The 12,214-nt window shown below is 67.3% G+C and carries 12 protein-coding genes; 9 read left to right on the forward strand and 3 right to left on the reverse strand.

Translation table 11 applies throughout. From position 1 onward, the window contains the following. Nucleotides 1-107: 107 nt before the first annotated feature. Nucleotides 108-635: a HEAT repeat domain-containing protein gene (locus tag AB0K15_RS44295; protein ID WP_364066216.1), complete on the reverse strand. Its 528-nt coding sequence runs from the start codon at nt 633-635 to the stop codon at nt 108-110. Next, nucleotides 632-2,653 (reverse strand): RHS repeat-associated core domain-containing protein, encoded by a 2,022-nt coding sequence (locus tag AB0K15_RS44300; protein WP_364066219.1) that lies wholly within the window; start codon nt 2,651-2,653, stop codon nt 632-634. Before AB0K15_RS44300 ends, AB0K15_RS44295 begins: the two co-directional genes overlap by 4 nt. Nucleotides 2,654-2,737: 84 nt before the next feature. On the opposite strand from AB0K15_RS44300, the gene AB0K15_RS44305 reads away from it, so the two are divergent. Together AB0K15_RS44305 and AB0K15_RS44310 are read left to right on the forward strand one after the other, a co-directional pair. Beyond that, on the forward strand, nt 2,738-3,364 hold the full coding sequence (locus AB0K15_RS44305) for an N-6 DNA methylase (RefSeq protein WP_364066222.1): 627 nt from the start codon (nt 2,738-2,740) through the stop codon (nt 3,362-3,364). A gap of 88 nt (nt 3,365-3,452) precedes the next feature. Beyond that, a complete protein-coding gene (locus AB0K15_RS44310) occupies nt 3,453-3,740 on the forward strand; it encodes a hypothetical protein (protein WP_364066225.1) in 288 nt (95 codons plus the stop codon). Between the two features lie 339 nt (nt 3,741-4,079). Here the strand turns inward: AB0K15_RS44310 and AB0K15_RS44315 are convergent, their stop codons facing one another. Next, on the reverse strand, nt 4,080-4,742 hold the full coding sequence (locus AB0K15_RS44315; RefSeq protein WP_364066228.1) for a TetR family transcriptional regulator: 663 nt from the start codon (nt 4,740-4,742) through the stop codon (nt 4,080-4,082). 133 nt (nt 4,743-4,875) lie between these two features. Here AB0K15_RS44315 and AB0K15_RS44320 point away from each other — a divergent pair, with 133 nt between their 5' ends. The 7 genes from AB0K15_RS44320 (at nt 4,876) to AB0K15_RS44350 (ending at nt 12,213) form a co-directional block, all read left to right on the forward strand. Further along, nucleotides 4,876-6,312, forward strand: coding sequence for an aldehyde dehydrogenase (locus tag AB0K15_RS44320; protein ID WP_364066231.1), 1,437 nt, complete (start codon nt 4,876-4,878; stop codon nt 6,310-6,312). A gap of 374 nt (nt 6,313-6,686) precedes the next feature. Next, nucleotides 6,687-7,703, forward strand: coding sequence for an ABC transporter substrate-binding protein (locus AB0K15_RS44325; protein WP_364066234.1), 1,017 nt, complete (start codon nt 6,687-6,689; stop codon nt 7,701-7,703). Further along, a complete protein-coding gene (locus AB0K15_RS44330) occupies nt 7,703-8,521 on the forward strand; it encodes an ABC transporter permease (RefSeq protein WP_364066237.1) in 819 nt (272 codons plus the stop codon). Before AB0K15_RS44325 ends, AB0K15_RS44330 begins: the two co-directional genes overlap by 1 nt. A gap of 55 nt (nt 8,522-8,576) precedes the next feature. Continuing rightward, nucleotides 8,577-9,350: an ABC transporter ATP-binding protein gene (locus tag AB0K15_RS44335; protein ID WP_364066240.1), complete on the forward strand. Its 774-nt coding sequence runs from the start codon at nt 8,577-8,579 to the stop codon at nt 9,348-9,350. Nucleotides 9,351-9,546: 196 nt separating this feature from the next. Then, on the forward strand, nt 9,547-10,821 hold the full coding sequence (locus AB0K15_RS44340; protein ID WP_364066243.1) for an aromatic ring-hydroxylating dioxygenase subunit alpha: 1,275 nt from the start codon (nt 9,547-9,549) through the stop codon (nt 10,819-10,821). A 7-nt stretch (nt 10,822-10,828) separates the two neighbouring features. Further along, entirely contained in the window at nt 10,829-11,059 is a 231-nt protein-coding gene (locus AB0K15_RS44345; protein ID WP_364066247.1) for a hypothetical protein, read from the forward strand. Between the two features lie 86 nt (nt 11,060-11,145). Further along, nucleotides 11,146-12,213 carry an amidohydrolase family protein gene (locus tag AB0K15_RS44350; protein ID WP_364066253.1) on the forward strand — a complete coding sequence of 356 codons (1,068 nt, stop codon included), beginning with the start codon at nt 11,146-11,148 and terminating at the stop codon, nt 12,211-12,213. Nucleotide 12,214 lies beyond the last annotated feature (1 nt).

Here is a 12,214-nt window from a genome sequence, read left to right on the forward strand (position 1 = left end):
GCGGCCCCACTCCTGCGGCGTCCAGGCCTCAGAGCGGTCTACGTGTTCAGCCTGCCTTGAATACTCTCGGGCAAGCTCGATGGGGTCGTTCCACAATGTCGGCGAAATCAGCAGCCAGAACCTCGCCAACGCTCGATTTGTTCCAGTGCCGACTCACGAACGATCTCATCATCAGATTTCGAGAGTCCATCCAACGCACGCCGAGACTTCTCGCCCGGGATTTCACCAATGGCCCAAATTGCCTTACGCGCCAACGCTCGACTTTCATCCCAGTTCAAGTATTCTGGAATATGGTTTGCGAGATAAATCAACACTGCAAGGGTGGTCGGATCCCGCAGGCCAGATAGAGCCTCGACCACATCCTCATGACTCTTGTGCCAGTCACTGAAACCGAGGCTCACCAAGAGAGGAATATGGACGCCGGAAATGTCAAACTGGAAGGCCACAATAAGAGCCAGTGCTACATCATCGGACGAATGAGCATCGACGGCCTCCTGAAGCAGGCTTGCACTCAAATCCGCCCCGTTTGAACTTTGCGCGAAACGCAGAAACTCTTCCCTGGTAATAGTCGGCTTGCCACGCGGGCTGTGAACTAGCCGCGCAATCAAATCGCGCATTTCCCGAACCCGCGTCACCTGTCGATCACCTCGTACCCCGAGATGCCATTATTAAAGATCTCAAGGGCTCCACTTCTCCCTAGGCCAATATTAACCACGCCGCGTTCACTCTTGAACAAGGCAACATCTTTCCGATTCCATCCCGTAAAGCTGGTCGGCATATTCGGGTAAATGTCATCCAGGTACGGTTGGTTCGGCGCTTTTACGCCGACTTCCTCCAACGCCTCAATGGTCCCTGGGGCCAAGCTGAACTTAACAAGGTTCCCCTCATACCGTGCAGAATACTCTCGACTCGGACTAATAAACGTCTCAGACGAAGCCGGAACTCTCCCCGTTTTTTGGAGGATGGCAAGGTGCTTATCCGTCATGGTCCGATGGTACGTCTCAGTCTCTGCTCCACCGCTACTGGTCCCATCGTCGGCCTGGGGTTCGCCACTGCCCTGGGCCGACGGGAGGCCGCCTGGCCAGGTGTCGGGGTTGCCGGGTTGTGCGTGGGGGTCGTAGGTGGTGGGTTGTTCGCTGGGGTTGTCGTCAACGACGAGGTTGGTGGTGATGGGCGAGTCGGATGCGCCGGTGGCGGGGGTTTTGGTTCCGTTTTGGGGAATGATGCCGGGGCCGGTGACTTGGCCACTGGGTCGGGGGTTGTCCGGTGTCTGGTAGACCCGTGCGGCAATGATTTCGTCGTGAGTCGGCACGTGGGGGGCGCTGCGAACGATCAGGAGCGGTCCACTTCGCCGGCTTTTCCCTGGGCGGTTGCTGCCGTGGTGGCCAGGGCTCACGTACCGGTCAGGCCCGGGATCGTTCGGCGAATAGCTCGGCGTGTTGTAGTAGTCCCACGGGTCATAACTGGCCAGGTACGGGCCATATTTGGGCAGATACGGACCGAACTGTCGATAAGTGCGAGGCGCTGGGGCCGGTCGGTCAGCGTTCCTATCGGCGAACGCGGTTGCCGCATCGATGAGCCCGCATCCGATGCCGGTCGCGATGGCGGCCGCGACTCCGCCACCCGCCGGGTCGCCTAATTCACCCAGCGCGAAAGCGTCACCTGCGGTGGCGAATATGTCCTCTGAACAAGCGCTAAGGATTCCATGGCCGCTGGGGTCGTAGCCGGTGAGGGGGTTGTCGTTGGCGTAGGCGTAAGGGTTGGCGGCGGCGGTGCCGGTGATGGTGCTGATGGTGTCGTGGCTGGTGAAGTCGCCCTGGGTGGGGTCGTACCAGCGTGACGCGGTGCCGACGAGCTGTGTGGCTGGGTCGGTCCAGCCGCCTTGGTAGCCGAGGTCGACTTGGGTTCCCGCGGTGGCGGCGGGGTTGCCGTAGGGGTCGTAGGCGCGGGATCCGGTCAGGGAGCTGCCGGTGGGGTTGAACAGTGCGGTGACGTCGCCGTGCAGGTCGGTGAACGTGCTGGCCGCGCTGCCGCCGGCACTGACGGCGAGGAGGTTGCCGTTGGGGTCGCGGCTGAAGGTTTGGGTGCCGTCGCCGACGGGGGTGGTGTCGGTGCCGTCGTAGGTGAGGGTGTTGGTGCCGGCGCTGGTGAGGCGGCCGAGCGCGTCGTGGGTGTAGGACGTGCTGCCGTTGAAGGCAGTCATCTGGTCGAAGGCGTCGTAGGTGTAGGTCTGGGTGGTGGTGCCGGTGGCGGTGGTGGTCTGTGCGCCGCGGGCGTCGTAGGTGTTGGTGCTGGTGGTGGTGCCGTTGGTGGCGGTGGTGAGCTGGTCGCGGGCGTTGTAGGTGTAGGCGCCGGCTTGGGTGCGGTTGCCCGCGTTGTCGTAGGCGTAGGTGGTGCTCGTGCTGCCGTTGGCCCAGGAGGTCAGGCGGTTGGCCTGGTCGTAGGTGTAGGTGTTGGCGGCGGCTCCGGCGGTGCCGGTCGTCGTTTTGGTGGTGACGTTGCCGTTGGAGTCGTAGCCGTAGGTGGTGGAGGCTTCGGTGGCCCCGCCTGGGGCGGCGATGGTTTGGCTGGCCAGTTGGTGGGCGTTGTCGTAGGTGTCGGTTTGGGTGGCGTTTCCGGCCAGGTGGCAGCAGCGATCGACGCAACATGGCATGCCCGGAGCCCTGAACCTAGGCACGACGTCCCGATGTGCGCTGCCGCGACCATTTGCCTGCTGAGGCCGGACGACGCGGCGGCGATGGCGACCGTCGTGCGTGACCTGACCCCGTCTGCGTTCATGCCCAACGCCCGGCGGGCCTGGAGTTCGGTCTTGCGCGCCCGGCCCGATCTGGTTCACCTGGTGCACCCGTTGGTGGACTGGATGTTCGATGACCCCGCGGAACGACTGGTCGAACGGTTCAAAGCATCCGTGGACGCCGCCATCGCTGCTGGTCAGCTCACGTTGACCGGGACCGAGCACCGGTACGACACGGACCTGCTCGGGCACCTGCTGACCAGGCTGAAGTCAAACACTGCGCTCCGTGGCAACGCGCAGATCTACACGCCTCCGGACCTCGCCCTCGCCGCAGCCGCCCTGGTCATCGACCGGGTCGAGCCGGGCCAGAGCTTCTGTGATCCCGTCGTCGGCACCGGCGGGCTGCTCCGAGCCGCTGCCCAGGTCATTCGCCGCCACGGCCACGACCCGGCCGACATGGTCTGGTTCGGCGCGGACATCGACCGCTTGGCCATCGCGGCGACCGCGGTCAACAGCGTGGTCTGGGACCTCGGCCCGTCGGTCATCCTGTACTGCGGGGACACGCTCGCCACCAAACTGGGCACGCGAGGCCCTCGGTGCACGACACGACGTACTCCGCATCGCCCGTGACATCGAGGCGATCAACTTCCTGAACCAGCTCTAGCCCGGAGCGTGGCGATCCCTGCGATCGGCGCCGCCCGCTGCTAACTTCCGCATTGTGACCGACCGGCGGACCGAAGCAGAGGGACAGCCCAGCAGCCCGCGGGAGACCCTCCGCTACGCCGACATGGTCGAAATCGGCACCTGGTTCGACCTTGGCCACCGTGTCATCTCGACCTGGCGCAAGCGCTACGCCGACACCCACCCGTTCCCCGAGCCCGACGTCATGGTCGGGCGCACGCCAGGCTGGGCCCGCAGCCGCCGCCCCGAGATTGAAGCCTGGGAGCACGACCGCCCCGGGCAGGGCGCCGGCGGTGGGCGGCCCCGGAAACTCGGCTCAAGCTGAAGCTTCGCTGTTCGAGTGCTGATGCTGAGCTCGTAACCTCTTCCGTGTCAGGGAAGTGCGGTCTGCGGTTCGACCTGGTGAAACGTCTCCTGTCGCAGGTCGTGGGTTCGGGTCCCTCCCGGAAGGGCGGGTTCGGCCCGGTCGCCTCGGGTTGCAGTCGCCGAGAAATCGCCAGGTTGTGACGACGCGGCGGGACGGTGCGTGGCCTGGGAGTACTTCCAGGCCACGCGCAGACTCCGCGTACCCTCCGGCCCCGCCCACGGCTGGCTGGTCGCCGAGGCGACCGCTTCGCGCGCCCGTCCATAGCGCCCGGCGGGATGGACGCACGGCCGCCGCGGGTCAGGAACGGGCGAGGAGCCCGGCGATCGTCGTCTTTAGAATCTCTCCGTACATGACGCGGAAATCGACGCGCGCGCGCTCGAGGCGCGGGTCTGAGGTGGCTTCGGCGATGGCCGGGGTCGGGCAGCTGAAGGGCCAGAGGCCCACGAGTGACACGACGGCGTACTCCGTCAAAGTGAGCGCGTCGTTCTCGGTGAGCGCGGGTACGCGGTCCCGGATCAGTGTTGCCAGCCTGGTCCGGTGTTCGAGGTCGATGAGCTTGTAGACCCGCACGGTTTCGGCGCTGACGTTGCGTTCCAGCACGTTCGGCAGCAGGCTCCACAGCTGGCAGAGGACCGGCCGCGCCGCGAGTGACCCGGCCCACGCGGCCATCGCCTGCTCGGGCTCGCACGGCGGTGCCGGCAGTTCCTCGCTGAGCGCGTCGAGCCAGGCCAGGCGTTGCCGGTTCAGGAGTTCGAGGAAGACGCCCTCGCGGGTCTCGAAGTATCGGACCACGTGGGTCTTCGACACGTTGAGTTGCCGTCCGAGCTCGCGGAGGCTGATCTCCTCCGCGGGGAGGTCGGCCAGAAGGACCTCGGCGGCATCGAGGATCTCCTGCCGCCGCAGCTCCCGCTGTTCGGGTCGTCTTGCCCGCTGAAAGGCCGGAACCTCCACGTCGTCCATCAAATCTCCTCGTACTCCGGTAGGGCCGGTTCCCCAGGATAGCGGTCCACTGAACACTTGTTAGGTGTCCAATGGACCGGTACCGTGACCATAATAGCAGTCCGCTGGACACGTACAGAGGGAGAAGTTTCCGGTGATCAGGTTTTCCGAGCTCTACGTGGGAGGGCGGTGGGTCGCGCCGGCCACCGACGCCGTACTGGAAGTGCGCTCGCCGCACGACGGCGCGCTGGTGGGGATCGCGCCCCATGCGGCGCCGGCCGACGTCGACGCGGCGGTCGTGGCCGCCCGGGCCGCGTTCGACGAGGGTCCGTGGCCGTGGCTCGACCCGAGGGAGCGGCGCGCGGTTCTCGAGCGTTTCACGCGGCTGTACGCCGCCCACGCGGAAGAGTTGGCGGCGCTGGTCACGGCCGAGAACGGCACTCCGTCGTGGTTCACCCGCTGGACGTCGGCAACGGGTGTGCTGGCGCAGACCGAGGCCTACCTGCGCGCGGCGGCGGCGCTCGACTGGGAGGAGCAGGTCGCCGTTTCGGAAGGCGGCCGCACGCTGGTGCGCCGGGAGCCGGTCGGGGTGGTCGCCGCGGTGATCCCGTGGAACGCGCCGCAGCAATCGGCGCTGGTCAAGATGGTCCCCGCCCTGCTCGTGGGCTGCACGGTGATCCTCAAGGCCTCCCCTGAGACGGGGTTGGACGCGCTCGTCCTGGCGCGGATCTTCGATGAGGCGGGGTTCCCCGAGGGGGTGATCAGCGTTCTGCCCGCGGGCCGGGAGACCAGCGAGTACCTGGTCGCGCACTCCGATGTGGACAAGGTCGCGTTCACTGGATCGACCGCGGCCGGAAGGCGGATCGCCGCCATCGCGGGAGAACAGCTCAAGCGGGTGAGCTTGGAACTGGGCGGGAAGTCCGCCGCGATCGTCCTCGGGGACGCCGACCTGCCGGCGGTCGTGGCGGGTCTCAAGGGTCTGTCGTTCGGCAACAACGCGGAGAATTGCGTGGCCCACACCCGCGTCCTCGCCCCGAGGAGCCGCTATGAAGAGGTCGTGGGCGCGCTCGCGCACATGGTGGCCGGATTGCGCGTCGGTGATCCCGCCGACCCCGAGACGTTCATCGGCCCCATGGTGCGAGCCGATCAGCAGCGCCGGGTCCGCTCGTACATCGAACTCGGCATCGCCGAAGGTGCCCGGCTCGTCGTGGGTGGCCCGGAAGTGCCGGCCGGGCTCGAGAGCGGTCACTACGTGCGCCCGACGTTGTTCGCCGACGTGGACAGCAGCATGCGCATCGCCCGAGAGGAGATCTTCGGCCCCGTGCTGGTCGTGATCCCCTTCGACGACGAGGAGGACGCCGTCCGCATCGCCAACGACTCCGAGTACGGCCTCGGCGGCGGGGTGTGGACGAAAGACTCCGAGCACGGGCTCGCCCTTGCCCGCCGGATCCGTGCGGGATGGCTCTCCGTGAACGGCGCCACCCCCACCTACGACGGTGCTTTCGGCGGGTTCAAGAACAGTGGCCTCGGCCGTGAGTTCGGTGCTACCGGTCTTGCGCAGTACGTCGAGTACAAAACCATCGCCGTCTGAGCGGCAGTGCGGGGTTGCCTCGCAGCTGCCTCAACCCTCTACTTATGCTCTAATGATAGTCCTAGTTAGCGACGCGTGGGGGAGGCGAGGTGGTCGCCCCGTGAACGAGGTGTTGCTCTTCGGGCTTCCGTGTGCGCTGTGTGGGCGACCGGCTGTCGCTTTCGCATCGACCGTGGGCACGCTGCACCGCGGTTCGGTGTGCCAGGCGAACGAAGCCGCCCCGGTAGTCGCCGCGCCGGGCGGTCGAGGAAGGGTGGCGGCGCTGCCGTGGCCGCGGTCGGAACCCCGCTGGTCTGGACACACTCTCAATATAGGTCAATGATAGGAGCAATGGTCCGAAGGACCGCGCCTGCTTGACTTGAACGGGAGCGACGATGCTCAACGAGAAGCGGCTCGACAAGAAACCGAGAGGGCTGCTCGCCGGTCTCCTCGTGGCCGTGCTGGCGTCGGTCTCGGCCTGCGCCGGCGCGGACGAGGGACCCGCGGCCACGATCCGGATCGCCGTGCAGCAGCAGAACTTCTCGACGATTCCGTTGACGCTCGCCCAGGACCTGGGCTTCATGCGAGACGAGGGCCTGACGCTCGACACCACGGTCGGCCAGGCGACCAGCACGATGACCGCGGGCCTGCTGGGGGGTTCGTTCGACCTGCAGATCGGCGGTGCCGAATTGCTGGTCGCGCGAGCTCAAGGCGCGCCGCTCGTCGCGATCGCGGGGATGTGCAACGCCCCGGTCTGGAGTGTGGTCGCGAAGCCCGGGATCACCAGCCTCGGCGACCTCCGGGGCAAGACCATCGCGACATCCGGACCCGATTCGGTGTCCACAGTGGCGTTCGTGGCCACCATGAAACACCTCGGCGTGCAGCCGGACTCCTACCACCAGATCACGGCCGGCGGGACCGCGGAGCGCTACACCGCGGTGCGCAACGGTCAGGCGGACGCCACGATCTTGTCCTCGCCGCTGGAGTTCCAGGCCGGTGAGCAGGGGCTGAAGAACCTCGGTTCGCTGACCGACGCGTTGCCGCTGTTCGTCGCGGGGTTCGTGGCGACGACCGAGGCGTACGCGGCGAAAAACGCTGCCGGACTGGAAAAGTTCTCCCGGGCGTGGGTCCGCACCCTGCGCTGGATGCACGATCCGGCCAACGCGAGTGACCTCGTGACCCGCGTGGCGCGGATCCTCAAAACCCCGGAACCGGTGATCCGGCAGGCCTATCAGTACTGGCTGACCGGTCCCCGGGCCTCGGCGTTGTTCCCGGTCGACGGGAAGATCGACCCGGCGGCCCTCGCCGGCTCGGCGCGGGCGTTCGTCGACAACGGCTCGCTGAAACCCGGCCAGGCCGACCTGACCGGGTTCATCGTGAACGACTACCTCGACCAGGCGGCGAAAAACTGATGGCGGCCGCGGAAACGTTGAGCGAGGCGCCGCGTGCCGCGGCGCGCCGGCGCTCACGCGGCCGGCGGACCGGGACGTGGGTCGGGGTGGTCTCGGTGCTCGGCGGGCTCGCGCTGTGGGAGACCGTGGTGAGCCTCTCCGGGGTCAGCTCTCTGATCCTGCCCGCTCCGTCGAAGATCGTCGAGGCGTTCGGCGAACTCGCCGCGAGCGGCGATCTGTGGCTGGATCTGGGCACCAGCCTGCGGCAGTTCGGTGCTGGCTTCGCCATCGCCGGTGTACTGGGTGTGGTGTTCGGCCTGGTGATGGGCCAGGCCCGGTACGTGCGGTACGCGTCGGAGCCGTGGGTACTGGCTCTCTACGCGACGCCGAGCATCGGGCTCGCCCCGCTGTTCATCATCTGGCTCGGGTTCGGCTTCCAGGCCAAGGCGTTCATCGTGGCGCTGATGGCGTTCTTCCCGGTCGTGATCAACACGCTGTCGGGAGTGGAAAGCCTGGCGAGGGAGTGGCTCGACGTCGCGACCTCGTTCAAAGCCGGTCCCGTCGAACGCTTCCTGAAGGTGGCATTTCCCGGTGCGCTTCCGTACATCTTCACCGGCCTGCGCCTCGCGGTGGGGCGAGGCCTGGTCGGCATTGTCGTGGCGGATTTCTTCGGGGCGCAGCAAGGGCTGGGTTTCCTGATCCTGCAAGGGGCTCAGCGGTTCCGCACGACCGATGTGTTCGTCGGCACGATCCTGCTGGCCGCGCTCGGTGTCATCCTGACTGCTCTGCTGCGCCTGGCGGAGCGCAAGACCTGCCCGTGGAGGCTCGATGTGCGCTGAAGTCGTCGTTCGGCCGAGTGCCGGTGAGCCGCGGGCGTCCCTCGGCGGAGCCGGCTTGACGCTGGCCGCAGTCGGCAAGGACTTTCCGGACCGCTCCGGGACGCCCGGCGGCGGCCTCGTCGCGCTCGATGGCGTGGACCTCACCGTGCGGCCGGGCGAGTTCATCGCAGTGGTCGGCCCGTCGGGGTGCGGGAAGACGACCCTGCTGCGGCTCATCGCCGGGATGACCGGACCGACCCGCGGATCGATCGTGGTCGGAGCCGGCGAAGTACGCGACGCGCGCACCGGCTTCGTGTTCCAGCACGCGAGCCTTTACCCGTGGCGAACGGTGCTCCAGAACGTGGCGTTCGGCCTGGAGCTGCGCGCGCGGGAGCCTCGGCGGAGCCGGCGGACGCGCGGTGCTGTGCGGGCGAGAGCGCGTGAACTGGTCGAGCTGGTCGGGCTGGCCGGCTTCGAAAGCTACTTCCCGCACCAGATCTCCGGCGGCATGCAGCAGCGGGCGAATCTGGCGCGAGCGCTGGCCATCGCGCCGGAGCTGCTGCTCATGGACGAGCCGTTCAGTGCGCTCGACGCGCAAACGCGCGAAGAGCTGCAGATCGAGCTGCAACGCATCGCGGTCGAGGCGAACACCACGACCGTCTTCGTGACCCACGACATCGGCGAGGCCCTCTACCTCGCCGACCGGGTGGTCGTGCTCACCGGCAGGCCCGGCCGGATCAAAGAGGTGCTCGAATGTCCGACGGCGCGGCCGCGATCACTGGCGTACCAGGTCTCGGAGGAGTTCCTCGGCCTCCGTGACCGCGCATGGTCGCTCGTCCACCGGGACTGAACTCGCGCGCCGCGAGCCTGGTCGCGCGCAACCTTGGCCCGTCCGCCGCTCGTCCACGAGGCTGAAGTCGTGTGCCACGGTCCGCCGCGGACAACCTTGACTTACTTGCTCCTATGATTAACCTATACGAAGACAGGCGAAGAAGCCGTGGTCGGCCGGGTCGCGGCCGCCGTGATCCGGGTAAGGGAGGACGCTGATGCTGCAGTCGGACGTCAACGAGCGGTACAGCCGCGTGGGGCCGGGCACGCCGACCGGCGCGTTGTACCGGCGCTACTGGCTTCCGGTGGCGACCGAGACCGAGATCGCGGAGAACCCGGTGAAGCGGGTGCGGTTGCTGGGGGAGGACCTGGTCTTGTTCCGCACCGACGCGGGCGAGCTGGGGCTCGTCGCCGAGCGGTGCCCGCATCGCGGCGCGTCACTCGGCTACGGCTTCCCCGACGGCGCGGGGTTGCGGTGTCCTTACCACGGCTGGAAGTTCTCGCCGCAGGGCGAATGCCTCGAGCAGCCCAACCAGATCCCGCCCTCGGCGCAGTTGCGGACTCGTGCCCGGACGACCGGCTACCCGGTCCGCGCGCTCGGCGGCTTGGTGTTCGCGTACCTGGGAGAAGGGGAGCCGCCGGCGCTGCCGCGGCTAGACCTGTTCGCGCTGCAGGAAGGGCGGACCCGCTTCCGCGACATCGGCTACGCGATGATTCCGTGCAACTGGCTGCAGATCATGGAGAACTCGTTCGACCCGACGCATGTCGAATGGCTGCATGGCCGGTTATTCAACTACCACCTCGAGCGGGCCGGCGAAGAACCGACGGTGCTCGGCGGGCATCACATCAAGATCGGGTTCGACCTGGTCGACTACGGCATCATCAAGCGCCGGCTGCGTGAAGGCCAGACCGAGGACGACGAGGACTGGAAGGTCGGCCACCCGGTCTACTTCCCCAACGTCCTCAAGGTCGGCGGTTACGGCCTCAGCTCGTTCCAGATCCGTGTTCCCGTCGACGACACGCACACACTGCACTTCTGGTACTGCTGGTACGACGTGCCCGACGAGTTCGCGCACCTGGTCGACGAGATCCGAGCGCTCCCGGACACCTACGAGGTGACGCTGCAGGACACGGACGGCACCTTCCTCATGGACACGATCGACTCCCAGGACGCGATGGTGTGGGTCACCCAGGGCGGGCTCACGACCCGCGCCGACGAGCATCTCAGCTCGTCGGACCAGGGCATCGCCTTGTACCGCAACCTGCTGCGCAGCCAGCTGCAGGAGAACGAGACCGGCGGCACCGTCATGAACGTCCGGGCCGAGGGGCGGGAAGACGAGATCATCGAGCTCCCGCAGGAGAAGAAGGAACTCGGCATCGGCGGCGGCGGACGCAATCCGCTGGCTTCCTTCCTGCGTACGCAAGGCGTGTACAGCGCGCGGCTGAGCGCGCTTTCGCAGCGCATCGACGCCGCGCTGCGGAAGGCCGGTTGAGCCGGCCGTGTCCCGGAACAACGCCGCCGCACCCCACTCCGCGCCCGAGGGTGGCTGTCCGGACGGCCATCGCGCCGCGGCGACCGGCACCTGTCCGGCGTGCGGTGAGTGGCTGCCCACGGCGTGGTGCCGAAACCCCGCGTGCGGCTGGCGATCCTCGGCCGGGGAAGGAACCCTCGACGAAGTCGTCCTGCACCACCACACCACCGGGCACTCCGTCCGCGTGCTGATCGACTGACGTTCCGGGTGCCGCCCGAGCGACCCCGGATTCCCGTGACCCCGGTGCCTGACCCGGTCACGCCATTCCACAGAGGAGCACAGCCCATGCCACGGAAGATCGTCGATGTGCACGGCCACCTCGTCGCCCCAGCCGAGTTGTACGCGTACCGGGAGTTCCTCATCGGTAGCCGTGGGCACTACGGGCGACGGCTGAAGGGGTTCTCCGAATCGCGCGAAGGCCTCGGGCACGGCCGGACCGGCGTCATCCCGCCGGAAGAGCTCAAACACTTCGCCGAAGAGCACATCGCCTGGCTCGATCGGGTCGGCACCGATGTCCAGCTGGTTTCGGCCCGGCCGTACAGCCTGATGCACTCGGAGAAACCCGCTCGCATCGTGCACTGGTGGGCCCAGGCGGTGAACGACGCCATCGCGACCCAGGTGGGGTTCTACCCGCAGCGATTGCAGGGCATCTGCAACCTGCCGCTGGTGTGGAACGAGCCGGTCTCCGTCGTGTTCGAGGAGCTCGAACGCTGCGTGACCGAGCTGGGTTTCGTCGGTGTGCTCGTGAACCCGGACCCCAGTGAGGGCCGGGCGCCGATGGACGTGCCCGGGCTCGGCGACGAGTACTGGTACCCGCTGTACGAGAAGCTCGTCGAGTACGAACTGCCGATGCTGGTGCACTCGTGCGGGTGCGTGTCGCTGCGGGAAAACCAAAGCCTGCATTTCATCTCCGAGGAGAGCACCGCGGTCATGTCCCTGGTGCAGTCCGACGTGTTCGACGTCTTCCCGGACCTGAAGGTCGTGGTGCCCCACGGGGGCGGCGCGATCCCGTACCAGGTCGGCCGGTTCCGCGGCACGTACTGGCAGGGCACCGAGCGCGGAGGGACGTTCGAACAGGCGATCCGGCGGCTCTACTACGACACCTGCCTCTACAGCGAGGAAGCTCTGGCACTCCTGGTCAAGGTGATCGGCAGCGACCGGGTGGTGTTCGGCACGGAACGGCCCGGCGACGGGTCGCACAAGAAGACCCCGACCGAGGGCTGGGCGGACGACATCGCGGGGGTGCTGCGCGGCATCGAGGGCCACTCGGAGCGCGACCTGGACCTGATGCTGGGCGACACCGCGCTGGACATCTACCCGCGGCTGCGCAAGAACCTCGAAGCGGCGGGCTGAG

It is taken from the genome of Amycolatopsis sp. NPDC049253 (assembly GCF_040678995.1).
Lineage (GTDB): Bacteria > Actinomycetota > Actinomycetes > Mycobacteriales > Pseudonocardiaceae > Amycolatopsis.